Below are 25,639 nucleotides of genomic sequence, written 5' to 3'. Positions count from 1 at the left end.
CTTACTGCGCCTGCACCCGCAGCTCAGCTGCGGAACGACTACGGTGACCCAACAGTGCTTTAACATCGCTGGACTTCGGTTTAACCAGCGCAAACTTCGCGGAGAAGGCCGGCCAGTTGGCGAGGATCTCTTCGCCACGTTGCGAACCGGTAAGCTGCACATGTTCGGTGATTAAACCGCGCAGGTGCTCTTCATGGATAGCCAGAGAATCAACGTCCAGCACTTCCACCAGTTCCGGGTTCACGCGTTTACGGAAGTCGCCATCTTCATCCAGGACATAAGCAAAGCCGCCGGTCATCCCTGCGCCAAAGTTGACGCCGGTTTTACCGAGCACGCAGACGATGCCGCCGGTCATATATTCACAGCCGTTGTCACCGATGCCTTCCACCACGGTAATGGCGCCGGAGTTACGCACGGCGAAACGCTCGCCTGCGCGGCCTGCGGCGTACAGACGACCACCGGTCGCGCCGTACAGGCAGGTGTTGCCGATAATGCTGGCTTCATGGCTGCGGAACGCAGAGCCGACCGGAGGACGAATGGCCAGCAGACCGCCCGCCATGCCTTTCCCGACATAGTCGTTGGCATCGCCGGTCAGATGCAGCTCTACGCCACCGGCGTTCCACACGCCGAAGCTCTGGCCTGCGGTGCCGCTAAAGTGGGCGACGATCGGATCCCCGGCGAGTCCCTGGTCACCATGGGTCTGGGCAATATACCCGGACAGCGAGGCCCCCACGGAGCGGTCGGTATTGCGGATATCGAACCAGAACGTTTTGCTCTGCTTTTCATCCACGTACGGTTTCGCCTGCTGCAGCAGCTGCGCGTTGAGTACACCGTTATCGAACGGTGGGTTGTTCTCGGTGCAGTACAGCGCTTTGCCCGGATGCGGCTCTGCGGTCTCCAGCAGTTTACCCAGATCCAGTTTCTGCTGTTTGGCAGTAAACCCATCCAGCTCTTTGAGCAGATCGGTGCGGCCAATCAGATCCACCAGACGCTTGACGCCCAGCTGGGCCATCAGCTCGCGGGTCTCACGGGCGATAAATTCAAAGTAGTTGGTCACTTTGAACGGCAGACCGTGATAGTGGTTCTTACGCAGTTTGTCATCCTGAGTCGCCACGCCGGTCGCACAGTTGTTCAGGTGGCAAATACGCAGGTATTTACAGCCCAGCGCGACCATCGGGCCGGTACCGAAACCGAAGCTCTCTGCGCCAAGGATCGCCGCTTTGATGATATCGAGGCCGGTTTTCAGGCCGCCGTCCACCTGCAGACGGATCTTATGACGCAGACCGTTAGCGACCAGCGCCTGCTGGGTTTCCACCAGGCCAAGCTCCCACGGACAGCCGGCATATTTCACCGATGAGAGCGGGCTCGCCCCGGTACCGCCGTCGTAGCCGGCGATGGTGATCAGATCGGCATAGGCTTTGGCCACGCCGGTGGCGATGGTGCCAACGCCCGGTTCAGAAACCAGTTTGACCGAAATCATCGCTTTCGGGTTGACCTGCTTGAGGTCGAAAATCAGCTGCGCCAAATCCTCGATAGAGTAGATATCGTGGTGCGGCGGCGGGGAAATCAGCGTCACGCCCGGTACGGAATAGCGCAGTTTGGCGATATACGGGGTGACTTTATCACCCGGCAACTGACCGCCTTCACCCGGTTTCGCCCCCTGGGCGACTTTGATCTGGATGACGTCGGCATTGACCAGATAGGCTGGCGTGACGCCGAAGCGGCCGGACGCGACCTGCTTGATGCGCGACACTTTATTGGTGCCGTAGCGCGCCGGGTCTTCACCGCCTTCACCGGAGTTAGAGAAACCGCCGATGCTGTTCATCGCTTCCGCCAGCGATTCGTGTGCTTCCGGGCTCAGCGCGCCGATCGACATCGCCGCGGTATCGAAGCGTTTAAACAGCTCTTTCGCCGGTTCTACGTCGTCGATACTGATAGCGTCTTCGCCTGGATTGAGCGCCAGCAGATCGCGCAGCGTGGCCGCCGGACGTTCGTTAACCAGTTTCGCGTATTGTTGATAGTCGCTGTATTCGCCGCTCTGCACGGCCTTCTGCAGGGTCTGAACCACGTCCGGGTTGTAGGCGTGATATTCACCGCCGTGCACGAACTTCAGCAGGCCGCCCTGAGCCAGTGGCTTACGTGCCAGCCAGGCGCGTTTCGACAGATTCAGCAGATCCTGCTGGAAATCGTCGAAGCCGGCGCCGCCGATGCGGCTGACCACGCCCTGGAAGCAGAGATCGGAAACCTCGCGATGCAGACCGACGGCTTCGAACAGCTTCGAGCAGCGGTAGGACGCGATGGTGGAGATCCCCATCTTCGACATGATTTTGTACAGACCTTTGTTGATACCGTTGCGATAGTTCAGCATCACCGCACGGTAGGCTTTATCGATAGCTTTGCTGTCGACCAGCTTCGCCAGCGTTTCATAGGCGAGGTACGGATAGATAGCGGTCGCGCCGAAGCCGAGCAGGACCGCAAAGTGATGCGGATCGCGGGCGCTGGCGGTTTCAACGATGATGTTGGCATCGCAGCGCAGACTTTTATCGACCAGACGGGTCTGGATCGCGCCAACGGCCATCGGCGCCGGTACCGGCAGACGGTCTTTGGCGATGTTGCGGTCGGACAGCACCAGCAGCACGGTACCCTCGCGCACCATTTGCTCTGCTTTGTCACACAGGGCTTTCACCGTCTCGCTGAGCGAGGCCTCTGCCGGGTTAAACGTGATGTCGAGGACGTCGGCACGATAGTGCTCTTCTTCCATCGTCGTCAGCTGTTTGAAATCGGAGTACAGCAGGATCGGCGATTTGAAGCTCAGGCGATGGGCCTGGCCTTCCGCTTCGCAGAAGACGTTCATTTCGCGACCGATGCTGGTGGCCAGCGACATGACGTGCGCTTCACGCAGCGGATCGATAGGCGGGTTAGTCACCTGGGCGAACTGCTGACGGAAGTAATCGTAGATAATGCGCGGCTGGCTGGAGAGCACGGCGAAAGGCGTGTCATCGCCCATCGAACCGACTGCTTCCTGGCCATTTTCGCCGAGCACGCGCAGGACGGAGTCCAGCTCTTCCGCGCTGTAGTTAAACTGTTTCTGGTAGCTGGCGAGCGTGTCGTCATCCAGTTGGCGGCTGCCGACTTCTTCTTCCGGCAGATCTTCGAACGGCACCAGGCGACGAACGTTTTTCTCCATCCACTCTTTGTACGGGTGGCGGCTCTTCAGATCGTCATCGGTTTCCGCCGAGTGCAGAATGCGTCCGGCGCGGGTATCGATAACCATCAGCTCGCCCGGGCCCACGCGGCCTTTCTCGACCACTTCGTCCGGCTGGTAGTCCCAGATACCGACTTCAGAGGCGCAGGTGATGAGCTTATCTTTGGTAATGACGTAGCGCGCCGGGCGCAGGCCATTACGATCGAGGTTACAGGCAGCGTAGCGGCCATCGGACATGACGATGCCCGCCGGGCCGTCCCACGGCTCCATGTGCATAGAGTTAAAGTCGAAGAACGAACGCAGCTCCGGATCCATATCCGGGTTGTTCTGCCAGGCTGGCGGCACCAGCAGGCGCATGGCGCGCACGATATCCATCCCGCCGGCCAGCAGCAGCTCCAGCATGTTGTCCATTGAACTGGAGTCAGAGCCGGTTTCGTTAACGAACGGCGCGGCGTCGTGCAGATCCGGGATCAGCGGGGTCTGGAACTTATAGGTACGGGCGCGGGCCCACTGGCGGTTGCCGGTGATAGTGTTGATTTCACCGTTGTGCGCCAGGTAACGGAACGGCTGCGCCAGCGGCCAGCGCGGCACGGTGTTGGTGGAGAAGCGCTGGTGGAACAGGCAGATAGCCGACTCCAGGCGCAGGTCCGCGAGGTCCAGGTAGAAGCGCGGCAAATCCGCCGGCATACACAGACCTTTATAGATGTTGACCAGGTTGGACAGGCTACAAACGTAGAAATCTTTGTCTTCCTGCAGGCGTTTTTCAATGCGACGACGCGCAATAAACAGACGGCGCTCCATATCGCGCGGGCGCCAGCCAGCCGGGGCGTTCACAAAGATTTGCTCAATACGGGGCAGCGAGGAGAGGGCGATTTCACCGAGGACGCCTTCGTTGGTCGGCACATCGCGCCAGCCGACAATCGACAGGGTCTCAAGCTGAAGTTCTTCTTCAACGATGCGGCGCGCCGCTTTAGCCAGCTCAGGATCTTTATTCAGGAACAGCATCCCAACGGCGTAGTTTTTGGCTAAACGCCAGCCGCGCTCTTCAGCAACGATGCGGAAGAAACGATCGGGTTTTTGCAGCAGCAGACCGCAACCGTCGCCGGTTTTACCATCGGCAAGGATTGCGCCACGGTGCTGCATGCGGGCCAGTGCGTGTATCGCGGTTCGCACTACCTTGTGGCTAGGTTCGCCTTCTATGTGGGCGATCAGGCCGAAACCACAGTTATCCCTCTCAAGGGATTTGTCGTACAACATATCAGTGAACCTCCCCAGGCTCTGCGGACACCCTCCGATACCGATTGCGCACAGGCACAGAAAGAGCATGGCGACGGGGTTTGCACCTCGCATTCGCCCTCTTTAAATCCTTTTCGCATCGGTACACAAGTTTGAGGACTTGCTGTTAAGAGGGAATCTCAATTACTGCATAAATATGATGAGCAGAGTGCTCATCCAGAAAGCTTCCAGCGGATTCCCAACTTATCGGGAATCCACACTTACGTCAAATGGCAATCTTATTAATACAAAAATGTGCTATACAGGTGTTAACTTGTTGTTTTAAAAATAAATAGTGCCATTTTTCGTGCTCTGGGTACGCCTCAGGAAGGTCAGGCTAGTGTGATCTGTCTCACTGTGCACGCGGCTTTGCATTACCGTTATGCGCTGAAATGCATGTCATCATTAGCATATTTGACTGCCAAATATTTTCTCAATGGATATTAATACTGTTTTTTACCGTGAAGAAGATTAGGGCTATCCGCAGGTGAAATATAAGGAAAACTCATCACCGCAGCGGTGAATGAAATTGCAGTAATCATGATTGTTTATGCAATGAGGGTGGCCGCCGCGCTGACGATTGATCCAGGTCATCGCCGTCGGTGACAAAAAGTGGCAGGCTTGGCCCCCTTTGTTGAGGCCGGTCTATCAGATTATGCAGTTACAGAAATTAGTCAATATGTTTGGTGGGGATCTTATGCGCCGCTATGGCGAAAAGGTCCATAAGCTGACGCTGCACGGCGGTTTTAGCTGCCCGAACCGCGACGGCACGCTGGGCCGCGGCGGTTGCACTTTCTGTAATGTGGCTTCCTTTGCCGATGAGGCGCAGCAGCATCGCTCCATCGCCGAACAGCTCGCTCATCAGGCGCAGCTCGTCAACCGGGCAAAGCGCTATCTGGCCTATTTCCAGGCCTATACCAGCACCTTCGCTGAAGTGCAGGTGCTCCGCTCGATGTATCGTCAGGCCATCAGCCAGGCGAATATTGTCGGCCTCTGCGTCGGCACCCGCCCGGACTGCGTGCCGGAGGCGGTCCTCGATCTGCTGAGTGAATATCATGAGCAAGGATATGAGGTATGGCTGGAGCTGGGACTGCAAACCGCGCACGATAAAACCCTGCATCGGATTAACCGTGGGCATGATTTCGCTTGCTACCAGCGTACTGCGCGTCTGGCGCGAGCGCGAGGGCTGAAGGTCTGCGCACATCTGATCGTCGGCCTGCCCGGAGAGACCCAGGGCCATTGCCTGGAGACGCTGGAGCGGGTGGTGGCGACCGGCGTGGACGGCATCAAGCTGCACCCGCTGCACATTGTCAAAGGCAGTATTATGGCCAAAGCGTGGCAGGCCGGGCGTCTCAATGGCATTGAGCTGGAGGCGTATACCGTGACCGCCGGGGAGATGATTCGCCATACGCCGCCGGAGGTGATCTATCACCGGATATCGGCCAGCGCCCGTCGACCCACGCTATTGGCGCCGCTGTGGTGCGAAAATCGCTGGACCGGAATGGTTGAACTGGATCGCTATCTGAATGAGCAGGGCGCTCAGGGCTCGGCGCTAGGCCGCAGCTGGGCTGTGCCCCTGACGGAGAAGTAGAAGCAGACGATGTCCGGGCCAAGGCCGGACATCGCTCTTCAGCCATTTATGCCTGACTGGCTTTCATCGTCATCCGCGGGGTTTTAATCACCAGCAGCACCAGCACGGCGCCAAGCGCGGCGATAGTGCCGGCGAGAATAAAGGCGCTGTCGAATTTGCCGGTGGACTGCACGATATAGCCCGTGACAATCGGCCCCACGATGCCGGAGACGCTGCCGATAAGATGGATAAAGCCGCTGGCGCCGCCGACGCGGGATTTATGCACCACGTCCTGAATAATCGCCCAGTAGATCGCCCCGGTCACATAGAGGAAAAAGATGGAGACCGACATCAGCAGAACGGCAGGAACGACGCTGCTAACGGTACCGGCGAGCCCCACGCAGAGCGCGGCCATTAGCAGGCATACCACCAGCACGATTTTGCGCGACAGCAGCAGCCTTCCGGTAAGGTTAAATATTTTATCGGATATATAACCCCCCAGCGCCAGACCGACAAAACCGACGATCCACGGGATCATGGTGGTGAGACTCATCTGTTTAATATCCAGATGGTGCTGCTGGACCAGATAGGACGGAAACCAGCTGAGAAAGAAAAACAGAATATAGTTGTAGCAGAAGAAGGCAAATGCCGTCACCAGAATAATAGGCTGCTTGAGATAATAACCCAGTGAGTGGGCCGTTTGATTTTCTACGGTTTCCAGGGCGTCCTCCTCTTGCTTCATTTTATTAATGAGCATGAGCTCTTCCTGACTGACATGCTTATGTTTGTCAGGCGAGTTGGCGGCAATAAAAAACCACACGACCATCCACACAATACCGATGGCGAAAATAATCATAAACGCGGGACGCCAGCCGAAAGCCAGGGCCAGATAACCGACGATAGGTCCGGCGACCGCGCCGCCCAGCGGAGAGCCGGCGCTGAGGAACCCCACTGCGGTTGCTGCTTGCTTTTTAGGAAACCAGCCGTTAATCATCTTGTTCGCTGAGGCGCAAATCGGGCCCTCTGCCATCCCGAAGAGCACGCGGAGCACCAGCATGGAATAAAAGCCGGTGGCAACCGCGGTTAAGCCGCAAAACAGCGACCATAACCCAACCGCCAGGCCCATCACCAATGTGGCGCCAAATTTATCGACGGCGAGGCCGCCAATAAAATTAAAGACCGCGTAGCCGAAGAAAAAGCTGCCGAAAATCATACCAAATTGTTCAGCGTTAAGTGCAAGGTCCTTTTCAATCATCGGCACCGTAATGGATAACGCCACCCGGTCCAGATAATTTATCATATACACTAAAAATAATAACAGGACGATAATCCAGCGAATATTTTTTCCCATGATAACACCATGCTCATTATATGATTTATATCAGGCGCGGCGGATCTACAGATATCCGTCGGCCGTTATTTAAAAATAATGTCGGCTTAGCCTAATTGCAGCAGCACTTTGCAGCAGGTCTTCCGATCGTTGGCGAAAATCTCCATGGCTTCTTTCACCTGCTCCAGCGGCATACAGTGGGTGATTAACGCCTCAGGATGGATAAGGCCTTTTTCCATCCAGTCGATGACCAGCGGAAAGCGCCCGCTGTTCAGCCGCGAGGAGAAAATGGAGATCTCTTTACTGGTGATGCTTTGCTGGGTCAGCGTGGACGCCTCGCCGGAGAAACCGAGTATGCCGATGCGGGCTGCAGGGGAGGCGAGGAGGATTGCCTCCTGCAGAATGGCTGGGTGGCAGGCGGCATCAATGACCAGCGTGGGGGCTATCTGCCGCTGCGCCAGCTGATCCGCCAGCGGCTGATGGGTGTTATCTAGCGTCAGATCGGCGCCGTTGTCCCGTGCCATCTGTAGACGTTCGGCAATGCGGTCCACGACGATCACCTGCTTAACGCCATACACCCCCTTCAGCGCCTGGATCACCGTCAGGCCCATTGGGCCAGCGCCGTAAACCAGGGCGATATCCTGCGGCGTGGGCTGCAGCTGGGCGGTAATATTTGCCGCAATAGTAAAAGGCTCAACCATTGTCGCCTGACGATCGCTGATAGCCTCCGGAATGCGCCAGGCATTTTTGGCCGGCACGCAGGCATAGTCGCTGAATCCCCCATCGCGGTGCACCCCGATGACCTGGAGCTGCGCGCAAACATTCGGCCGACCAACCGAGCAGGGATAACAATGGCCGCAGCTGACCACCGGATCGACCGCGACGCGTTCGCCAATACGCGCCGGAGAGACCTGCTCGCCGACGGCATCGACAATGCCGAAGAATTCATGACCAATAACGCGGGGATATTTCGCGAAGGGGTTGTGGCCCTGATAGATGTGTACATCGGAACCGCAGATCCCGGCAAAGGCGATTTTCACCCGTACTTCATGGCTGCCCGGAACGGGAACCGGACGTGATGCAATGTTCAGTTGGCCTGGCTCTTTGACGATGACGCTTCTCATTTCTGTTCCTTCCATTGTCTGTTTCGCGAACGAATTTCGCCTGTTTTTATTACCATACAAGTATGCATTTGATCATAAATAGCTCTGGATCACATTTGGAAGAGGTCGTCAGAAAAAGCCAGACTATTATTAATCTATTGAAATAAATTGAAAAAAAATATGAATGCGCCGGGATGGGCTTGCCCGGTGCAGGAATGTGATCGTTATCACGACAGGAAAGGGCAATTCGATTATGATTGCTGGTATGGTAGTAGGGTAAAAACACAAATTATGAAGCAGGTGATAACGATGCAGATGACAATGCGCTGGTTTGGGCCAGAGGAAGACAAGGTTTCATTAGAGCATATACGACAGGTGCCCGGCGTGGAGGGGGTCGTCGGCGCGCTCTATGACGTCGCGGTGGGTGAGGTATGGCCAGTCGATAAAATTGAGCGTCTGGTCAGCCAGGCCCATGCCGCGGGCCTGAAAATGGAGGTGATAGAGAGCGTCAACATTCATGATGACATTAAAATCGGCCTTCCTTCCCGTGACCGCTATATTGCCAACTATCAGCAGACCATTCGCCACCTTGCCCGCTTCGGCGTCAAAGTTATCTGTTATAACTTCATGCCGGTTTTTGACTGGATGAAGACGGATATGAACTACGTCCTGCCGGATGGTTCGTTGACGATGGCTTTTGAGAAGAAAGATATCGATAAACGGCTGGAAGACGTAGTGAAAGAGGTACTGGAGAACTCAAACGGCTTCGCCTTGCCGGGCTGGGAGCCAGAAAGGCTGGCGGAGGTGCAGACCCTGTTTGCCAAATATAGCGCGGTGGATGACCACAAGCTGCGGGAGAATCTGGTCTATTTTCTGCGGGCGGTGATCCCGGTCTGTGAAGAGGTCGGGGTGAAAATGGCGATCCATCCGGACGATCCGCCGTACTCCATTTTTGGCCTGCCGCGGGTGGTCAAAAACCGCGACGATCTGGACTGGATCTGCCGGGCCGTCGATTCGCCCGCCAACGGCATCACGCTCTGCACCGGCTCGATTGCCGAAGATCCGGATAACGATGTGTACGCCATCCTGGCAGAGTTTACCCGGCGCAAACGGATCCACTTTGCCCACGTCCGCAATATTAAGCTGATACGGGATAAAGATTTTTACGAGTGCGCCCATCCGTCAGAGTACGGTTCCCTGGATATGTACAAGGTGATGCAAGCGCTGTATGACAACGGGTTCGACGGCTATATTCGCCCGGATCATGGCCGCTTTATCTGGGGAGAGACCGGACGGCCAGGCTATGGCTTGTACGACCGCGCTCTCGGCGTGACCTACCTGAAGGGGCTCTGGGAGGCGTTAAGCAAGCGCTAACCGTTCTCCTGACCTTGCCTCTTTTTAGCGGCTGGTTCGCCTTGGCGACCAGCCGTCATATCAGCTCCTTCCCGCATTTTTTGCACAACTTACAGCGCATTGCTCAGAATTGAGTATTATTGTGCGGAGTTGTCGTGAAGGAATCCTCTATGAAGCAAATTCGTATGCTGGCGCAGTATTATGTCGACCTGATGATGAAGCTGGGTCTGGTCCGCTTTTCGATGCTGTTGGCTCTTGCGCTGGTGGTGCTGGCCATTGTGGTACAGATGGCGGTCACCATGGTGCTGCATGGCCAGGTAGAAAGTATCGACGTTATCCGCTCTATCTTCTTCGGTCTGCTGATCACCCCCTGGGCGGTCTACTTTCTCTCGGTGGTGGTGGAGCAGCTCGAAGAGTCCCGCCAGCGTCTTTCGCGGCTGGTGGACAAGCTGGAGGAGATGCGAGAGCGCGATCTGAAGCTGAACGTGCAGCTGAAAGATAACATCGCGCAGTTGAATCAGGAGATTGGCGAACGTGAAAAGGCGGAAGCCGAGCGCGAGACCACTCTCGAGCAGTTGAAGATCGAGATGAAAGAGCGTGAAGAGACGCAGATCCAACTCGAACAGCAATCCTCCTTTCTGCGCTCTTTCCTTGATGCTTCCCCGGACCTGGTCTTCTATCGCAATGAAGATAAGGAGTTTTCAGGCTGTAACCGGGCGATGGAGCTGTTGACCGGCAAAAGTGAGAAACAGCTGATCCATCTCAAACCGCAGGACGTCTATAGCGAAGAGGCCGCGGAAAAGGTGCTGGAAACCGACGAGAAGGTGTTCCGCCACAATGTATCGCTGACCTATGAGCAGTGGCTGGACTATCCCGATGGTCGCAAAGCGTGCTTCGAAATCCGCAAGGTCCCGTACTACGATCGCGTCGGTAAGCGTCGCGGCCTGATGGGCTTCGGGCGCGATATCACCGAACGAAAACGCTATCAGGACGCCCTCGAGCGCGCCAGCCGGGATAAAACTACCTTTATCTCGACCATCAGCCATGAGCTGCGTACCCCGCTAAACGGGATCGTCGGGCTGAGCCGTATTTTGCTGGATACCGAACTGACCAGCGAGCAGGAGAAATACCTGAAAACCATCCATGTCTCGGCGGTGACGCTGGGGAATATCTTCAATGATATTATCGACATGGATAAAATGGAGCGCCGTAAGGTACAGCTCGATAACCAGCCGGTGGACTTCACCAGCTTCCTTGCCGACCTTGAAAACCTCTCCGGTCTGCAGGCCCAGCAGAAGGGCCTGCGCTTTGTGCTGGAGCCGAGCCTGCCGCTACCGCATAAAGTGATCACCGACGGTACGCGTTTGCGCCAGATCCTGTGGAACCTTATCAGCAACGCCGTGAAGTTTACCCCCCAGGGCGGCGGGGTGAATGTCCGCGTGCGCTATGACGAAGGCGATATCCTGCACTTCGAAGTGGAAGACTCCGGTATCGGTATTCCTGAAGCGGAACAGGACAAAATTTTCGCCATGTATTACCAGGTCAAAGACAGCCACGGCGGCAAACCAGCCACCGGAACCGGCATTGGTCTCGCCGTCTCGCGTCGCCTGGCGCGCAATATGGGCGGCGATATCAGCGTAACCAGCCAGCCGGGTAAAGGGGCGACCTTTACGCTCACCGTCCATGCGCCTGCCATTGCGGAAGAAGTGGAAGATACGTTGGCGGAAGACGACATGCCATTACCCGCGCTTAACGTGCTGCTGGTGGAAGACATCGAGCTCAACGTCATTGTGGCCCGTTCGGTGCTGGAAAAGCTGGGCAACAGCGTGGATGTCGCCATGACCGGGAAAGCCGCGCTGGAGATGTTTGAGCCAGGCGAGTACGACCTGGTGTTGCTGGATATTCAATTGCCGGATATGACGGGGCTGGATATCTCTCGCCAGCTAAAACAGAACTTTGCCGCGGATGAGCTGCCGCCGCTGGTGGCCCTGACCGCCAACGTACTGAAGAATAAGAAAGAGTATCTCGACGCCGGGATGGACGATGTGCTGAGCAAGCCGTTGTCGGTGCCAGCGCTCACGGCCATGATCAAGAAATTCTGGGATGCGCCGGAAGAGGAAGCGCAGGAAGCGCCGGCGGCCGATCTGCATAAAGCCGACGCGGTGCTGGATACCGATATGCTGGAGCAATATATCGAACTGGTGGGACCGAAGCTTATCAACGATGGCCTCGCGGTGTTTGAGAAGATGATGCCGGGCTATATGTCTGTCCTCGAGTCCAATCTCACCGCCCGCGATCAAAAAGGGATTGTCGAAGAGGGGCATAAGATCAAAGGGGCGGCGGGTTCTATTGGTCTGCGCCACATCCAGCAGCTGGGGCAGCAGATCCAGACGCCGGATCTGCCAGCCTGGTCTGATAATGTCGCTGAATGGGTTGAAGAGATGAAATCTGAGTGGCAAAACGACGTGGCGGTACTGAAGGCGTGGGTGGCGAAGGCCGGGAAAAAATGACCCCGGACAGACCGGGGTGCGCGAATACTGCGCCAACACCAGGGAACTGGTGGTTGAGCCAGTGTTATTTGAGTGATGTTGTTACGTGGCGCAACCTGAGAAGTGGATTGCTCGCTCATTAAGATAGCAAAGCTTAACTAATTTGTTACATGAATCAGTAAAATATGTGAAGCATAGCGAGTAAATCGACATTTTTGACTGGTTTCAGCGAGTTGCATGGAGGAGCGAAAGCGATGAAAAAAATTGGTGTGGTACTGAGCGGCTGCGGCGTGTACGACGGCAGTGAAATTCATGAAGCGGTGATTACCCTGCTGGCGATCGCGCGCAACGGCGCGCAGGCGGTGTGCTTTGCACCCGATAAACCGCAGCGCGACGTCATCAACCATCTGACGGGGGAACCGCTGACGGAGCAACGCAATGTGCTGGTGGAAGCGGCGCGAATTGCCCGCGGCGACATCTTACCGCTGACGCAGGCGCGTGCGGAGACGCTGGACGCGCTGATCGTCCCCGGCGGCTTCGGCGCGGCGAAAAATTTAAGCAGCTTCGCCACCGAGGGCAGCGAATGTCAGGTGGACCGCGATCTGCAGGCTCTGGCACTGGCGATGCATCAGGCCGGCAAACCGCTGGGTTTCATGTGCATTGCCCCGGCGCTGCTGCCGAAGATTTTTGCGTTTCCGCTGCGCATAACCATCGGGACCGATCTCGATACTGCCGATGTGGTCGAAGAGATGGGGGCGGAGCACGTGCCTTGCCCGGTCGACGACATCGTGGTGGATGAAGAGAACAAAGTGGTCACCACCCCGGCGTATATGCTGGCAGAGAATATTGCTCAAGCCGCCACCGGGATCGAAAAGTTGGTCGCCCGCGTGCTGGCGCTGAGCGCATGAGGCTCCGCGTTGCGCCCTTTGCGCTGCTAAAACGACTGGCGCTGCGTCTGCTGCTGATCGCCGCCGTCTTCTGGGGCGGGGGGATCGCGCTGTTTAGCGTGCTGCCGGTGCCGTTTTCGGCGGTGATGCTTGAGCGGCAGGTGAGCGCTTGGCTCTCCGGAGATGTCCACTATCTGGCGCACTCTGATTGGGTCGGCATGGATGAGATCTCTCCATGGATGGGGCTGGCGGTGATTGCCGCCGAAGATCAAAAGTTCCCGGAACATTGGGGGTTCGACGTATCGGCGATAGAAAAAGCGCTGGCGCACAATGAGCGTCATGATACCCGCATCCGCGGCGCGTCAACGCTGTCGCAGCAGACGGCGAAAAACCTGTTTTTATGGGATGGCCGCAGCTGGTTGCGTAAGGGGCTGGAAGCCGGGCTGACGGTCGGTATAGAAACCGTCTGGAGTAAAAAGCGGATCCTGACCGTCTACCTGAATATTGCCGAGTTTGGCGATGGGATATTTGGTGTGGAAGCGGCCGCGCAGCGCTATTTTCATAAGCCTGCCAGCCAGCTGACGCCGGGGGAAGCGGCTCTGCTGGCCGCGGTGCTGCCAAATCCGATCCGCTATCGCGCTGACGCGCCTTCGGGCTATGTGCGCAGCCGCCAGGCTTGGATCTTACGCCAGATGCGACAGCTGGGCGGGGAAGGGTTTATGCGCGAGCATAAGCTGTATTAGCGCGTGAATCCGGCGCCGGGGCTGGCACTGTCGCCAGTCGGCCGTCGCCGGGAAGCGTGACGCTTAGTCTTCATCAAATCCGGCATTAAAAAGAGCAATCACCGCGGCGAGCGCCTCAACTTCCTGCGGACCGCTGGCTTCCACCTCTATCTGCCGCCCTTTCGCGGAGTCCAGCATCAGCAGGGCAATCACGCTGTTTGCTTCCGCCTCCGTGCCTTCATCGTTGCGCAGCAGTACTTCGGCATCGAAATTCTGCATCAGCTCAAACAGCTTCATCGCCGGGCGGGCGTGCATGCCCAGCTTATTGGTGATTTCAACGGTCTGCTTTACGGTCATGATTTACGTTTTTCCAGCGTCCGATGACGAGACTGTACGTTCTTGCCGCGGGAGCGGAAGTAGTCAGCCAGTTGTTCAGCAATATAAACCGAACGATGTTTACCGCCGGTGCAGCCAATGGCCACCGTCAGATAGCTGCGATTGTTGGTCTCCAGCATCGGTAACCATAGCTCAAGATAGCTCCGGGTCTGGTAAATAAAGTTGTGCACTTCAGTGTGCCGGTCAAGGAAGGCGGCCACCGGTTTATCCAGACCGGTCATTGGACGCAGTTTCGGATCCCAGTGCGGGTTTGGCAGAAAGCGCACGTCAAAGACGTAATCAGCATCGATCGGAATACCGTGCTTGAAGCCGAAGGATTCGAAGACCATCGTCAGTTCGCGCTCGCGTTTGCCTAACAAGCGAGTACGCAGCATTTCCGCCAGCTCATGCACCGACATTTCGGACGTATCGACGATCAGATCCGCACGGGAGCGCAGTGGCTCCAGCAAGTCGCTCTCTTCGTCGATGGCGCTTTCGAGCGACAGGTTCTTGCTGGAGAGCGGGTGTAAGCGACGAGTATCGCTGTAACGGCGGATCAGGGTATTACGATCGGCATCAAGGAACAGCAATTGTGGAGAAAAGCATTCCGGCAGGTTCTGCATCGCCTGTTCAAAGATTTCCGGTGATTCCGGCATGTTACGCACGTCGATGCTGACGGCCGCAGAGATATTGCGGTCAGCCAGCGACCGCGCCAGATCGGGCAGCAGCACGACCGGCAGGTTATCCACGCAGTAAAAGCCCATATCTTCCAGCGCTCGCAGAGCGACGGATTTCCCCGAGCCCGAGCGGCCGCTGACGATCATCAGTACCATGTACCGTTTCTCCTCAGTACGATAAAGGATAAGGTGCGACTGCCGTTATGCGTCATCGCTGCTTCCTGCTTCGGTGATGATCTCATACAACTCTTCATCGCTCTGCGCCGCGCGCAGGCGACGGCAAATCGCTTTGTCCGCCAGCCGTTTGGCCACCAGGGAGAGCGTATGCAGGTGAGTCTTTGTCTGGTCGGCTGGCACCAGCAGCGCGAACAGCAGGTCGACAGGCTGATTGTCGATCGCGTCGAAGGCGATGGGGGTTTCCAGCTGGACAAAAACGCCGACAGCACGCAGCGTATCCTCTTCCAGTTTACCGTGAGGAATGGCAATACCATTGCCAATCCCGGTACTGCCCATTTTTTCGCGGGTGAGGATCGCTTCGAACACCACCTGCGGCGGCAAACTTAACTGTTTGGCGGCCAGTTCGCTAATGATTTCCAGAGCACGCTTCTTGCTCTGGCAGTGAACCTGGCTACGGGTACATTCCTGGTTCAGGACGTTGCTCAGTTGTAGAGCCGAATCGTTGTTCATCATAATTTCACCTGAGCGCCCCCGCGCCCGCCGCCGATGTTAAACCACGACGGACGCAGGGGGGCCCGGACAATTAGTGTTGTTTTAGTTTATCTTTGTGCTTCGTTAACTGCCTTGCCAGCTTGTCGATAAGACCATCGACAGCTGCATACATATCCTGCCCTTCCGCACTGGCATGGATTTCGCCACCGTTGACATGCAGATTCGCGTCCGCAATTTGCGTCACTTTCTCTACTTTTAACACAATATAGACCTGATTGATCCGGTCGAAAAATTGCTCCAGTTTGCTGAACTTCGCCGTGACGAAGTCGCGCATCGCGGGGGTGATCTCGACGTTGTGTCCTGTAATGTTGAGCTGCATAGTGTCTTCCTTATCGGTTGTGTCAGACCAGTTGTTTACGCTGGTTTGACGGCGGAATGGATAAAGACTCTCTGTACTTCGCGACAGTGCGGCGCGCGACCATGATACCCTGCTCGGACAGCATGGAGGTGAGCTTACTGTCGCTCAACGGCTTCGCGGGGTTTTCCGCGGCGATTAACTTCTTCACCAACGCGCGAATGGCCGTCGACGAGGCTTCGCCGCCGCCTTCGGTATTCACATGGCTGGAGAAGAAATACTTCAGTTCAAAAATACCGCGCGGACTGTGCAGATATTTTTGCGTGGTGACACGGGAAATGGTGGATTCATGCATCTCGACAGCCTGGGCGATATCGGCCAGCACCATCGGCTTCATATACTCTTCACCCTGTTCGAAAAAAGCCTGCTGCTGTTCAACGATGCAGCGGCTGACGCGCAGCAGCGTATCGTTGCGGCTTTCGAGACTTTTGATTAGCCAGCGGGCTTCCTGCAGATTGCTGCGAATGAACTGGCCGTCGGCGTCATTGCGGGTGCTGTTGCCCATTGCCGCATATTGCTGATTAATCTTCAGCCGGGGAATGCTGTCGGCGTTGAGCTCCACGGTCCAGCGGCCACTGACCTTGCGGACCAGTACGTCGGGAATGACATATTCCGGTTCACTGGTATGAATGGACTGGCCAGGGCGGGGATCCAGCGACTGGATCAGATTCACCGCCTCTTTCAGCACCTCTTCTTTCAGGCGCGTTACTCGCATCAGGGTGCGGAAATCGTGGTTAGCCAGCAGATCGAGATGGTCGCTGATAATCAACCGGGCCTCTTCCAGCCACGGCGTCTCTTTAGCGAATTGCGACAGCTGGATCAGCAGGCAGTCGCGCAGATCTTTCGCCGCGACGCCAACCGGATCAAAACGCTGGATGCGCTTCAGAACGGCCTCCACCTCTTCCAGGCCGATTTCGTCATCGCCAATGCTGTCGACGATGTCTTCAATCTGAATGGTGAGATAGCCCGTATCGTCGACGGCGTCGACGATGGAGGTGGCAATGGCGCGGTCGGTGTCGGTGAAGGGCGTCAGCTCGACCTGCCACATCAGATAATCCTGCAGCGTCTGAGTGGTTTCGCCTTGATAGACGGGCAGCTCGTCGTCCTGATAATCCACGCCGTTGCCTGACGGCGTACCGGCGGTATAGATTTCATCCCAGCTGGCATCGAGAGGGAGCTCGTCCGGCATCTCTTTTTGCTCAAGCGCATCGACGGTATCGAGGGACTCGCGATCCTCCACTTCTTTCGCCTCTACCTCGTCGTGAAGATCGGTTTGCTCAAGCAATGGGTTACTTTCCAGCGCTTGCTGGAGCTCTTGCTGGAGTTCTAACGTGGACAACTGCAGCAAACGAATAGCCTGCTGCAGTTGCGGCGTCATGGCAAGCTGTTGGCTAAGCCTTAATTGCAAACCTTGCTTCATGTTCAGGGTAAATATCTCCGGCTAAAACGTCTGTAACCTCTACCCTATCAGAGTCTGAAGTCTTCCCCAAGATACACGCGCTTAACCTGCTCATCTTCGAGGATCTGCTGCGGCGTACCATGAGCAATAAGGTGTCCCTGACTGACAATATACGCCCGTTCGCAGACGGCGAGGGTCTCTCTGACGTTATGGTCGGTGATCAGTACGCCGAGGCCGCTGTCGCGCAGGTGTTCAATGATGCGTTTGATATCGATAACGGAGATGGGGTCAACACCGGCAAAGGGTTCATCCAGAAGGATAAATTTCGGGTTCGCCGCCAGCGCGCGCGCGATTTCGACACGGCGGCGTTCACCACCGGAGAGCGCCTGACCGAGGCTGTCGCGCAGGTGCTCAATATGAAACTCTTCCATCAGCTCTTTGGCGCGATCTTCCCGCTGTTCGCTGGTTAAATCGTCACGGATCTGCAGGACCGCCATCAGGTTGTCATAGACGCTCAGACGACGAAAAATAGAGGCTTCCTGCGGCAGATAGCCGATGCCCCGGCGCGCGCGCGCGTGCAGCGGTAGCAGACTGATGTCTTCGTCATCGATAATAATATTGCCCGCGTCGCGCGGCACAATGCCGACCACCATGTAGAAGGTGGTGGTTTTACCGGCGCCGTTCGGGCCGAGCAAGCCGACAATCTCTCCGGAGTTAACGGTGAGACTGACATCTTCCACCACGCGGCGGCCTTTATAAGCTTTGGCGAGGTTCTTCGCAGTTAAGGTTGCCATAACGAATTAGTTACTCTTCTTTTGCTGATTGCCGCTTTTATCCTGCAGCTCAGACGGCACCAGAACGGTGGTGACGCGTCGACCTTTGTCGCTGAAGGCCTGCATTTTTTGCTCTTTCACCAGATAGGTGATCTTATCGCCCTTGATATTGCTGTCGAGCTGCTCAAGGTAAGCGTTGCCGGTCAGCACGACGTAATCATTCTGCAGCTCGTAGCGCATTTTCGACGCCCGGCCTTTTACCGGCTTGCCGTTATCCTGCATCTGGTAGAAGGTGGCCGGGTTACCGAAGCCTTCGATCACCTCTTTACCTTTCTCATTGCCCGGACGGGTGACCACCACTTTATCAGCGTTAATTTTGATCGTCCCCTGGGTGACGACCACGTTACCGGTGAAAGTGACGACGTTGCCCTGCATATCCAGTGACTGCTGATCGGACTCGATATGGATCGGCTGATCGGTATCTCCCGTCTTGGCCAGGGCCGGCAGGCTGGCGGCCAGTAAAGCGCCGGCGAGCGCAATCTTAAGGCTGAGTTTGTTTGTTCTGAATTTCATAAGAGGTTCTCACCTTTTCAATCAGCTCGGCATTTTTGCTGCGAAGGTTTCCACGCATTTTCAGGCCGCTGGAATTAAATGTGGTGCCGTATAACGTCACCATGTCATCGGAGGTAACGTCCTGTGTGACCAGATTTATCTGGGCGTTATCCGTCGTAATTTTGCGCAGTTGAGAGTCAGGCGCGAGCGCATTCACCTCAACGTGCCCGTAAAGATAGAGCATACGGTCATTCGTCAGCTTCGCTTTATCTGCCCTGATTGACCAGGTTGGCACCTTATTGGTATCAAAGGTGGTCATCACCGGCTTGGTAAACCAGGAAACCTCCTGATCGGAAAAGTATTCCACATGCTCGGCAATCAGCCGATAGCTCAGGGCGCCTTCCGGGCTGTACACGACGGTGTCGGTATGTTCGCTTTTATACGTCGGGTCGTTGGGATTGACCTCCGGCTGGGCCGTGTCGTCCGTATTCGCCAGATTCAGGCCGATGAGGATCAGCGCGAGCAGCGACAGTAAAATGATAACCCAACGTCTGGTTTTACTCATATTGATTGCCCTTTGGCCTCATCCAACTTGCCCTGCGCCAATAGTAACAAATCGCAGACTTCGCGTACCGCGCCGCGTCCGCCGTTAATGCGCGTGACATAATTCGCCCGCGGCAGCAGCAGCGGATGCGCATCGGCGACGGCGACGCTTAAACCCACTTCCGCCATCACCGGCCAGTCGATCAGATCGTCGCCGATATACGCCACTTCATCCGGACGAACCGCCAGTTTGCTGACTAATTCGCGAAACGCCAACAGCTTATCCGACTGACCTTGATAGAGATGCGTAATGCCCAGCGTCTGGCAGCGGTCTTCTACCAGTTTAGCTTTTCGCCCGGTAATAATCGCCACTTCGATGCCGGAGGTCAGCGCGCAGCGGATACCATAGCCATCGCGGACGTTGAACGCTTTCAGCTCCTCGCCGTGATTACCCATATAGATAAGTCCGTCGGATAATACACCGTCAACATCGAGGATCAGTAGACGGATCTTAGCCGCGCGATCGAGAAACGCCTGGCTTACCGGCCCATAGCATGTCGCTAACTGAGCATCAGCATTATTCATTATTTTTTCCTTACTTACACTACGCCCGCGCGCAGGAGATCGTGCATATGTACCACACCTAGCAGGTGGTCGCCATCGGCAACCAGCACGCAGGTGATATGACGGGATTGCATCAGGTTTAGCGCATCTACCGCCAGGGTGCCGGGACGGATGCGGATCCCTCCCCGGGTCATGACATCGGCAATGCTGGCATTACGCATATCGACGCCGGTATCAAAGACCCGGCGCAGGTCACCATCGGTGAAGATCCCGATGATGTTCATATCGTCATCGCAGACGGCGGTCATGCCTAAATTTTTACGCGTGATTTCCAGCAGCGCATCGCGCAGGGTGGCCTGCAGGCCGACGTGCGGGATTTCATCACCGGTATGCATAATATCATTGACGCGCAGCAACAGCTTACGACCGAGTGCGCCGCCAGGATGAGACAGGGCGAAATCTTCGGCGGTAAAGCCACGGGCTTCCAGCAGAGCGACGGCGAGGGCATCACCCATCACCAGCGCCGCGGTGGTGCTGGAGGTGGGCGCCAGCCCTAACGGGCAGGCCTCTTTGGGCACTTTCACGCACAGATGGATATCCGCTGCGCGCGCCATGCTGCTCTCAGGCCGGCTGGTGATGCAGATAAGCTTCACCTGCTGGCGCTTCAGGACCGGGATCAGCGCCAGAATTTCATTCGATTCGCCGGAATTCGACAGCGCAATCACCACATCCTGTGGAGTGACCATTCCTAAATCGCCGTGCGCCGCTTCGCCGGGGTGGACAAAAAAAGCCGAGGTGCCGGTACTGGCGAACGTCGCCGCCATTTTGCGGCCGATGTGGCCGGATTTGCCCATCCCCATCACCACGACTTTGCCGCCGCAGCGGAAAATCGTTTCGCAAGCATGGGTAAAGTCTTCATTTATATATTGATCGAGCTGGGCCAGACCTTCACGTTCAATTTCCAGCACCTGACGGCCTGCCTGTTGAAAGTCAAAATCCGTGGGCAAATCTATTTGCGACATGATGTTATCCCGAGTCATTCAACGAAGAGCGGCGCTGTCCAGAACAGCATCGCCAACCAAACCACAAAGCCGCCGACCAGCAGTGCGCCAACCAGCCGTCCCGGCTGCTGCTGGCGGCGCCAGCACAGCACCGCGAAGATCAGGCTGACCAGCAGCATCACGCCATAATCGCGCGTGAAGGCTTCGCTCGCAAAGCTCCCCGGCGCGATCAGCGCCGGTAAACCCAGCACCAGCGCAATATTGAGGATATTGGCGCCGATGATATTGCCGATAGCAATGTCATCTTCCCCTTTCCGCGCCCCGGCGATAGCGGTGGCCAGCTCTGGCAGGCTGGTACCTATCGCCACCACCGTCAGACCGACGGTCAGCTCGCTAATGGCAAAAAAGTTTGCCAATACCGTGGTGTTATCCACCACCATACGGGTAGCCATGGGCATGACAATCATCGCGACCCCTAACCAGAGCAGAGCGACCGGCAGCGATCCTTCACGCGGCAGCTCCGCCAGCTGTTCGCGAGTCAGGCTATCGCTGCCCTGGCGCTCCGCCAGACGGGCGATTTTGATGGTAAACAGCAGCCACAGAAGCGCTAACGCCAGTAAAAACAGCCCGTCGAGACGGGACAGCTGTCCATCGTAGAGCACCAGCCCGGCCAGCACACTGACCAGCAACATTAGCGGTAATTCGCGGCGCAGAATATCAGAATGCACGGTAAATGGCCTGAGTAAGGCGGCGAGACCGAGGATCAGAAGAATATTGGTAATGTTGGAGCCGAGCGCGGTGCCGACCGCCAGATCGATCTGCCCATGCAGCGAGGCCGTGGTGGAAACCATGATCTCGGGCAGGCTGGTGCCGATACTCACCACCGTCATACCGATGATCAGCGGCGGGATCCCCAACATACGACACAGGATGGAAGCGGCATAGACCAGACGATCGGCGCTGTAGACAACCAGCAGTAAACCAATAATTAACAGAGCCGTCGCTAAGAGCATCTAAAGTCCTTTCTTCAGGTATAATCGTCGCCTCGCTGGGTTATCCCTACGCAGCGTAACGAATTCTTAATTTTGACTTTATGTGTGCCAAAAGTAAAACAAATGCCAGCTTTCGCTAACCTGTGCAGGTAAGATTCTGTAAAAATGTTGTGATTGTGGCGCAAGAAAGGGCCATGCTTGCCCGTCAGGTGTTTAGTAAGGATGATTTTATGAGCCAAACTCAGGCGAATTTAGTTGAAGTGCGCGGTATCCGCTTTTCACGCGGCGATCGTGTGATCTTCGACGACATCTCGCTGTCGGTGCCGCGCGGTAAAATTACTGCGATCATGGGACCTTCGGGGATCGGCAAGACTACCCTGTTACGCCTGATCGGCGGGCAGATCCCGCCGGACAGGGGAGAGATCCTGTTTGATGGCGAGAACGTGCCGCAGATGACGCGATCGCGTCTTTATACGGTGCGTAAGCGGATGAGCATGCTGTTCCAGTCTGGCGCGCTGTTCACCGATCTCAATGTCTTTGATAACGTTGCCTATCCGCTGCGCGAGCATACGCAGCTGCCGCCTGCGCTGCTGCATACGACGGTGATGATGAAGCTGGAAGCGGTGGGGTTGCGTGGGGCGGCGAAGTTAATGCCCTCCGAGCTTTCCGGCGGGATGGCGCGCCGTGCCGCCCTGGCGAGAGCGATTGCCCTTGAGCCGGATCTGATTATGTTCGACGAACCGTTTGTCGGGCAGGATCCCATCACCATGGGCGTGCTGGTGAAGCTGATTTCTGAACTCAACAACACGCTGGGTGTCACTTGCATCGTGGTTTCGCACGATGTACCTGAGGTGCTTAGCATTGCGGACTACGCGTATATCGTGGCGGATAAAAAGATTGTCGCCCACGGTAGCGCCCAGTCGCTGCGGGAGAATACCGATCCTCGGGTTCGTCAGTTTATTGATGGTATTGCCGACGGCCCGGTGCCGTTCCGTTATCCGGCTGGCGACTATCACCATGATTTATTAGGCATAGGGAGTTGAGCGACTCATGCTGTTTAATGCGCTGGCCGCGCTAGGACATCGCGGGATTAAAACCACCGCGACGTTTGGACGCGCCGGATTAATGCTTTTCAACGCCGTTGTGGGCAAACCAGAGTTTCGCAAGCACGCGCCGCTGCTGGTTCGTCAGCTCTATAACGTTGGCGTTCTGTCGATGCTGATTATCATTGTATCGGGCTTGTTTATCGGTATGGTGCTCGGGCTGCAGGGGTATCTGGTCTTAACCACCTACAGCGCAGAGACCAGTCTTGGCATGCTGGTGGCGCTGTCGCTGCTGCGCGAGCTGGGGCCGGTTGTCGCTGCGCTGCTGTTTGCCGGGCGCGCCGGATCGGCGCTGACCGCCGAGATTGGCCTGATGCGGGCCACGGAGCAGCTCTCGAGTATGGAGATGATGGCGGTGGACCCGCTGCGTCGCGTGATTTCTCCACGCTTCTGGGCTGGCGTCATTTCGCTGCCGCTGTTGACGATTATCTTTGTCGCGGTAGGGATCTGGGGTGGTGCGCTGGTAGGCGTAAGCTGGAAAGGCATTGACGGTGGTTTTTTCTGGACCGCGATGCAAAATGCCGTCGACTGGCGAATGGACCTGGTGAACTGCCTGATTAAGAGTCTGGTATTCGCCATTACGGTAACCTGGATTGCGTTATTTAACGGTTATGACGCTATCCCCACTTCCGCCGGGATTAGCCGGGCGACAACACGCACCGTGGTGCATGCGTCGCTGGCGGTTCTGGGGCTGGATTTTGTGCTGACTGCGCTGATGTTTGGGAATTGAGTTCATGCAAACGAAAAAAAATGAAATCTGGGTAGGGGTGTTCTTACTGGTGGCGCTGCTGGCGGCGCTGTTTGTCTGCCTGAAGGCGGCGAACGTCACCTCGCTACGTACTGAGCCGACTTACCGCCTTTACGCGACCTTCGATAACATCGGCGGCCTGAAGGCGCGTTCGCCGGTACGCATCGGCGGTGTGGTTGTGGGACGGGTAGCGGACATCACTCTCGACCCGAAAACCTATCTGCCACGCGTGGAGCTCGATATCGATGAGCGCTACAACCATATCCCGGATACCAGTTCGTTGGCGATCCGCACCTCGGGTCTGCTGGGCGAACAGTATCTGGCGCTGAACGTCGGTTTTGAAGACCCGGACCTTGGGACGACTATCCTTAAAGACGGCGGTACTATCCAGGACACCAAGTCCGCCATGGTGCTGGAAGATCTGATTGGTCAGTTCCTTTATAACAGCAAGGGCGGCGACAATCAGAATTCTGGCAATGATAAGGCCGAGGCAGAAGGTCATACTGACGCGACGCCGGCAGCCGGCACGACGCATTAATTTCAGGAGAAACACGATATGTTTAAACGCTTACTCATGGTCGCCATGCTGGTGATTGCCCCGCTGACCGCTGTCCAGGCGGCAGACCAGTCCAACCCGTATAAGCTGATGAATGAAGCGGCGCAGAAAACCTTCGATCGCCTGAAGAATGAACAGCCGAAGATCAAAGCCAACCCTAACTATCTGCGCGACATCGTCGACCAGGAGCTGTTGCCGTATGTGCAGGTGAAATATGCTGGCGCGCTGGTGCTGGGCCGCTATTACAAAGAAGCGACCCCCGCGCAGCGTGAGGCCTACTTTGCCGCCTTCCGTGAATATCTGAAGCAGGCCTACGGCCAGGCGCTGGCGATGTACCACGGGCAGACTTACCAGATTGCGCCGGAGCAGCCGCTGGGCAGCGCAACCATCGTTCCGATCCGCGTCACTATCATCGACCCGAACGGTCGTCCGCCGGTGCGTCTGGACTTCCAGTGGCGTAAAAATACCCAGACCGGTAACTGGCAGGCCTACGATATGATCGCCGAAGGCGTCAGTATGATCACTACCAAACAGAATGAGTGGAGCGATCTGCTGCGCACCAAGGGCGTTGACGGCCTGACCGCGCAGCTGAAAGCGATCTCCGCTCAGCCGATCACGCTGGAACAGAAAAAATAATGACCGGGCAGCTGAGCTGGACTCGCGAGGGCGAGACGCTGGCGCTGCACGGAGAGCTGGACCAGGATCTGCTGGTCCCGCTCTGGGAAGCACGCGCCAGGGCGACGGAGGGGGCGACGATCATCGATCTCAGCCAGACTACGCGCGTGGACACGGCGGGCCTGGCGCTGTTAGTGCATTTTGTGGCACTGATCCGCCGTCAGGGGCGGGAAGCGCAGCTGATCGCGAAGAGCGAAAATCTGCAAACGCTGATCGGTCTTTACAACCTGCCTGTCGATATGATCCCATAATCTTTTCAGTGTCTTAGCGTTGAAGCTATTCCGAAAGCCCCGGCAATCTTTTCGTCGGGGCTTTTTGCTTGTTTAAGACCGCGCCACTTTCCTCTAAGATGTTGGGCTGTTTTCACTATCAGATAAATTTGAGCCCATGGAAAATCATGAAATTCAGACCGTGCTGATGAACGCACTCCCCCTCCAGGAAGTCCACGTCTCTGGCGATGGCAGCCACTTTCAGGTTATTGCTGTGGGTGAGATGTTCGATGGCATGAGTCGGGTTAAAAAGCAGCAGAGCGTCTACGCGCCGCTGATGGAATATATTGCTGACAACCGTATCCATGCGCTGTCGATCAAGGCCTTCACTCCGCAGGAGTGGGCGCGAGACCGCAAACTAAATGGCTTCTAAGCTGTGGGGGGTCCCCTGCAG

The 25,639-nt window shown here is 56.5% G+C and carries 25 protein-coding genes; 11 read left to right on the top strand and 14 right to left on the bottom strand.

Going from position 1 to position 25,639, the window contains the following annotated elements; translation table 11 throughout:
- Position 1: 1 nt before the first annotated feature.
- Entirely contained in the window at positions 2 to 4,462 is a 4,461-nt protein-coding gene (gene gltB / locus HMPREF3142_RS12785) for a glutamate synthase large subunit (RefSeq protein ID WP_008806660.1), read from the bottom strand.
- 673 nt (positions 4,463 to 5,135) lie between these two features.
- Between gltB and HMPREF3142_RS12780 the strand changes: the two genes are divergently transcribed.
- Positions 5,136 to 6,071 (top strand): tRNA modification radical SAM protein MnmL/YtqA, encoded by a 936-nt coding sequence (locus HMPREF3142_RS12780; RefSeq protein WP_070612111.1) that lies wholly within the window; start codon positions 5,136 to 5,138, stop codon positions 6,069 to 6,071.
- A gap of 46 nt (positions 6,072 to 6,117) precedes the next feature.
- Here the strand turns inward: HMPREF3142_RS12780 and HMPREF3142_RS12775 are convergent, their stop codons facing one another.
- Positions 6,118 to 7,401 carry an MFS transporter gene (locus HMPREF3142_RS12775; protein ID WP_008806658.1) on the bottom strand — a complete coding sequence of 428 codons (1,284 nt, stop codon included), beginning with the start codon at positions 7,399 to 7,401 and terminating at the stop codon, positions 6,118 to 6,120.
- 86 nt (positions 7,402 to 7,487) lie between these two features.
- On the bottom strand, positions 7,488 to 8,504 hold the full coding sequence (locus tag HMPREF3142_RS12770) for a Zn-dependent oxidoreductase (RefSeq protein WP_012967168.1): 1,017 nt from the start codon (positions 8,502 to 8,504) through the stop codon (positions 7,488 to 7,490).
- Between the two features lie 288 nt (positions 8,505 to 8,792).
- On the opposite strand from HMPREF3142_RS12770, the gene uxuA reads away from it, so the two are divergent.
- The 4 genes from uxuA to mtgA all read left to right on the top strand — a co-directional run bounded on the left by uxuA (position 8,793) and on the right by mtgA (position 13,955).
- Positions 8,793 to 9,857, top strand: a complete 1,065-nt coding sequence (uxuA, locus tag HMPREF3142_RS12765) for a mannonate dehydratase (protein WP_008806656.1) — start codon at positions 8,793 to 8,795, stop codon at positions 9,855 to 9,857.
- A 149-nt stretch (positions 9,858 to 10,006) separates the two neighbouring features.
- Entirely contained in the window at positions 10,007 to 12,346 is a 2,340-nt protein-coding gene (gene arcB, locus HMPREF3142_RS12760; protein ID WP_012540466.1) for an aerobic respiration two-component sensor histidine kinase ArcB, read from the top strand.
- A 233-nt stretch (positions 12,347 to 12,579) separates the two neighbouring features.
- On the top strand, positions 12,580 to 13,233 hold the full coding sequence (elbB, locus tag HMPREF3142_RS12755; RefSeq protein ID WP_042946704.1) for an isoprenoid biosynthesis glyoxalase ElbB: 654 nt from the start codon (positions 12,580 to 12,582) through the stop codon (positions 13,231 to 13,233).
- Positions 13,230 to 13,955, top strand: coding sequence for a monofunctional biosynthetic peptidoglycan transglycosylase (gene mtgA / locus HMPREF3142_RS12750; protein ID WP_008806653.1), 726 nt, complete (start codon positions 13,230 to 13,232; stop codon positions 13,953 to 13,955). Before elbB ends, mtgA begins: the two co-directional genes overlap by 4 nt.
- Positions 13,956 to 14,018: 63 nt before the next feature.
- Here mtgA and npr read toward each other — a convergent pair whose 3' ends face one another.
- From npr to HMPREF3142_RS12695, 11 genes are all read right to left on the bottom strand, one after another.
- Positions 14,019 to 14,291, bottom strand: coding sequence for a PTS phosphocarrier protein NPr (npr, locus tag HMPREF3142_RS12745; RefSeq protein WP_002918431.1), 273 nt, complete (start codon positions 14,289 to 14,291; stop codon positions 14,019 to 14,021).
- The gene (gene rapZ, locus HMPREF3142_RS12740; protein WP_002918428.1) at positions 14,288 to 15,142 is read right to left on the bottom strand and encodes an RNase adapter RapZ; all 855 of its coding nucleotides are present in this window, start codon (positions 15,140 to 15,142) and stop codon (positions 14,288 to 14,290) included. The genes npr and rapZ overlap by 4 nt, the downstream gene beginning before the upstream one ends.
- A gap of 45 nt (positions 15,143 to 15,187) precedes the next feature.
- The gene (gene ptsN, locus HMPREF3142_RS12735; RefSeq protein ID WP_004144926.1) at positions 15,188 to 15,676 is read right to left on the bottom strand and encodes a PTS IIA-like nitrogen regulatory protein PtsN; all 489 of its coding nucleotides are present in this window, start codon (positions 15,674 to 15,676) and stop codon (positions 15,188 to 15,190) included.
- A 70-nt stretch (positions 15,677 to 15,746) separates the two neighbouring features.
- A complete protein-coding gene (hpf, locus tag HMPREF3142_RS12730) occupies positions 15,747 to 16,034 on the bottom strand; it encodes a ribosome hibernation promoting factor (protein WP_004206206.1) in 288 nt (95 codons plus the stop codon).
- A 22-nt stretch (positions 16,035 to 16,056) separates the two neighbouring features.
- Positions 16,057 to 17,490: an RNA polymerase factor sigma-54 gene (gene rpoN / locus HMPREF3142_RS12725; protein ID WP_008806652.1), complete on the bottom strand. Its 1,434-nt coding sequence runs from the start codon at positions 17,488 to 17,490 to the stop codon at positions 16,057 to 16,059.
- Between the two features lie 47 nt (positions 17,491 to 17,537).
- Positions 17,538 to 18,263 (bottom strand): LPS export ABC transporter ATP-binding protein, encoded by a 726-nt coding sequence (gene lptB / locus HMPREF3142_RS12720; RefSeq protein WP_002918417.1) that lies wholly within the window; start codon positions 18,261 to 18,263, stop codon positions 17,538 to 17,540.
- A 6-nt stretch (positions 18,264 to 18,269) separates the two neighbouring features.
- On the bottom strand, positions 18,270 to 18,815 hold the full coding sequence (gene lptA, locus HMPREF3142_RS12715) for a lipopolysaccharide ABC transporter substrate-binding protein LptA (protein ID WP_002918415.1): 546 nt from the start codon (positions 18,813 to 18,815) through the stop codon (positions 18,270 to 18,272).
- Positions 18,784 to 19,359, bottom strand: coding sequence for an LPS export ABC transporter periplasmic protein LptC (gene lptC, locus HMPREF3142_RS12710; protein ID WP_008806651.1), 576 nt, complete (start codon positions 19,357 to 19,359; stop codon positions 18,784 to 18,786). The genes lptA and lptC overlap by 32 nt, the downstream gene beginning before the upstream one ends.
- Complete coding sequence (kdsC, locus tag HMPREF3142_RS12705) at positions 19,356 to 19,922, bottom strand: 3-deoxy-manno-octulosonate-8-phosphatase KdsC (protein ID WP_008806650.1); 567 nt, start codon at positions 19,920 to 19,922, stop codon at positions 19,356 to 19,358. Before kdsC ends, lptC begins: the two co-directional genes overlap by 4 nt.
- Before the next feature lie 14 nt (positions 19,923 to 19,936).
- A complete protein-coding gene (kdsD, locus tag HMPREF3142_RS12700) occupies positions 19,937 to 20,941 on the bottom strand; it encodes an arabinose-5-phosphate isomerase KdsD (RefSeq protein WP_075206807.1) in 1,005 nt (334 codons plus the stop codon).
- Entirely contained in the window at positions 20,938 to 21,915 is a 978-nt protein-coding gene (locus HMPREF3142_RS12695) for a calcium/sodium antiporter (RefSeq protein WP_008806648.1), read from the bottom strand. The genes kdsD and HMPREF3142_RS12695 overlap by 4 nt, the downstream gene beginning before the upstream one ends.
- Before the next feature lie 209 nt (positions 21,916 to 22,124).
- Between HMPREF3142_RS12695 and mlaF the strand changes: the two genes are divergently transcribed.
- From mlaF to ibaG, 6 genes are all read left to right on the top strand, one after another.
- On the top strand, positions 22,125 to 22,937 hold the full coding sequence (gene mlaF, locus HMPREF3142_RS12690) for a phospholipid ABC transporter ATP-binding protein MlaF (protein WP_012540470.1): 813 nt from the start codon (positions 22,125 to 22,127) through the stop codon (positions 22,935 to 22,937).
- Between the two features lie 7 nt (positions 22,938 to 22,944).
- A complete protein-coding gene (mlaE, locus tag HMPREF3142_RS12685; protein WP_004150949.1) occupies positions 22,945 to 23,727 on the top strand; it encodes a lipid asymmetry maintenance ABC transporter permease subunit MlaE in 783 nt (260 codons plus the stop codon).
- A gap of 4 nt (positions 23,728 to 23,731) precedes the next feature.
- Positions 23,732 to 24,283, top strand: a complete 552-nt coding sequence (gene mlaD / locus HMPREF3142_RS12680) for an outer membrane lipid asymmetry maintenance protein MlaD (RefSeq protein ID WP_004206195.1) — start codon at positions 23,732 to 23,734, stop codon at positions 24,281 to 24,283.
- A gap of 18 nt (positions 24,284 to 24,301) precedes the next feature.
- Positions 24,302 to 24,937, top strand: a complete 636-nt coding sequence (gene mlaC, locus HMPREF3142_RS12675) for a phospholipid-binding protein MlaC (protein WP_002918386.1) — start codon at positions 24,302 to 24,304, stop codon at positions 24,935 to 24,937.
- Positions 24,937 to 25,227 carry a lipid asymmetry maintenance protein MlaB gene (gene mlaB / locus HMPREF3142_RS12670; RefSeq protein ID WP_008806646.1) on the top strand — a complete coding sequence of 97 codons (291 nt, stop codon included), beginning with the start codon at positions 24,937 to 24,939 and terminating at the stop codon, positions 25,225 to 25,227. Before mlaC ends, mlaB begins: the two co-directional genes overlap by 1 nt.
- 136 nt (positions 25,228 to 25,363) lie before the next feature.
- Complete coding sequence (gene ibaG / locus HMPREF3142_RS12665) at positions 25,364 to 25,618, top strand: BolA family iron metabolism protein IbaG (protein WP_004144910.1); 255 nt, start codon at positions 25,364 to 25,366, stop codon at positions 25,616 to 25,618.
- The last annotated feature ends 21 nt before the right edge of the window (positions 25,619 to 25,639 follow it).

This window comes from Klebsiella sp. HMSC16C06 (assembly GCF_001808325.1).
Classification (GTDB): domain Bacteria; phylum Pseudomonadota; class Gammaproteobacteria; order Enterobacterales; family Enterobacteriaceae; genus Klebsiella; species Klebsiella variicola.
This window is presented reverse-complemented; position numbering and strand designations above follow the sequence as displayed.

Excerpts from the sequence above, each read along its gene's own strand:
- gltB (WP_008806660.1), bottom strand. The coding sequence starts at position 4,462 with ATGTTGTACGACAAATCCCTTGAGAGGGATAACTGTGGTTTCGGCCTG.
- HMPREF3142_RS12780 (WP_070612111.1), top strand. The coding sequence starts at position 5,136 with ATGCAGTTACAGAAATTAGTCAATATGTTTGGTGGGGATCTTATGCGC.
- HMPREF3142_RS12775 (WP_008806658.1), bottom strand. The coding sequence starts at position 7,401 with ATGGGAAAAAATATTCGCTGGATTATCGTCCTGTTATTATTTTTAGTG.
- HMPREF3142_RS12770 (WP_012967168.1), bottom strand. The coding sequence starts at position 8,504 with ATGAGAAGCGTCATCGTCAAAGAGCCAGGCCAACTGAACATTGCATCA.
- uxuA (WP_008806656.1), top strand. The coding sequence starts at position 8,793 with ATGCAGATGACAATGCGCTGGTTTGGGCCAGAGGAAGACAAGGTTTCA.
- arcB (WP_012540466.1), top strand. The coding sequence starts at position 10,007 with ATGAAGCAAATTCGTATGCTGGCGCAGTATTATGTCGACCTGATGATG.
- elbB (WP_042946704.1), top strand. The coding sequence starts at position 12,580 with ATGAAAAAAATTGGTGTGGTACTGAGCGGCTGCGGCGTGTACGACGGC.
- mtgA (WP_008806653.1), top strand. The coding sequence starts at position 13,230 with ATGAGGCTCCGCGTTGCGCCCTTTGCGCTGCTAAAACGACTGGCGCTG.
- npr (WP_002918431.1), bottom strand. The coding sequence starts at position 14,291 with ATGACCGTAAAGCAGACCGTTGAAATCACCAATAAGCTGGGCATGCAC.
- rapZ (WP_002918428.1), bottom strand. The coding sequence starts at position 15,142 with ATGGTACTGATGATCGTCAGCGGCCGCTCGGGCTCGGGGAAATCCGTC.
- ptsN (WP_004144926.1), bottom strand. The coding sequence starts at position 15,676 with ATGATGAACAACGATTCGGCTCTACAACTGAGCAACGTCCTGAACCAG.
- hpf (WP_004206206.1), bottom strand. The coding sequence starts at position 16,034 with ATGCAGCTCAACATTACAGGACACAACGTCGAGATCACCCCCGCGATG.
- rpoN (WP_008806652.1), bottom strand. The coding sequence starts at position 17,490 with ATGAAGCAAGGTTTGCAATTAAGGCTTAGCCAACAGCTTGCCATGACG.
- lptB (WP_002918417.1), bottom strand. The coding sequence starts at position 18,263 with ATGGCAACCTTAACTGCGAAGAACCTCGCCAAAGCTTATAAAGGCCGC.
- lptA (WP_002918415.1), bottom strand. The coding sequence starts at position 18,815 with ATGAAATTCAGAACAAACAAACTCAGCCTTAAGATTGCGCTCGCCGGC.
- lptC (WP_008806651.1), bottom strand. The coding sequence starts at position 19,359 with ATGAGTAAAACCAGACGTTGGGTTATCATTTTACTGTCGCTGCTCGCG.
- kdsC (WP_008806650.1), bottom strand. The coding sequence starts at position 19,922 with ATGAATAATGCTGATGCTCAGTTAGCGACATGCTATGGGCCGGTAAGC.
- kdsD (WP_075206807.1), bottom strand. The coding sequence starts at position 20,941 with ATGACTCGGGATAACATCATGTCGCAAATAGATTTGCCCACGGATTTT.
- HMPREF3142_RS12695 (WP_008806648.1), bottom strand. The coding sequence starts at position 21,915 with ATGCTCTTAGCGACGGCTCTGTTAATTATTGGTTTACTGCTGGTTGTC.
- mlaF (WP_012540470.1), top strand. The coding sequence starts at position 22,125 with ATGAGCCAAACTCAGGCGAATTTAGTTGAAGTGCGCGGTATCCGCTTT.
- mlaE (WP_004150949.1), top strand. The coding sequence starts at position 22,945 with ATGCTGTTTAATGCGCTGGCCGCGCTAGGACATCGCGGGATTAAAACC.
- mlaD (WP_004206195.1), top strand. The coding sequence starts at position 23,732 with ATGCAAACGAAAAAAAATGAAATCTGGGTAGGGGTGTTCTTACTGGTG.
- mlaC (WP_002918386.1), top strand. The coding sequence starts at position 24,302 with ATGTTTAAACGCTTACTCATGGTCGCCATGCTGGTGATTGCCCCGCTG.
- mlaB (WP_008806646.1), top strand. The coding sequence starts at position 24,937 with ATGACCGGGCAGCTGAGCTGGACTCGCGAGGGCGAGACGCTGGCGCTG.
- ibaG (WP_004144910.1), top strand. The coding sequence starts at position 25,364 with ATGGAAAATCATGAAATTCAGACCGTGCTGATGAACGCACTCCCCCTC.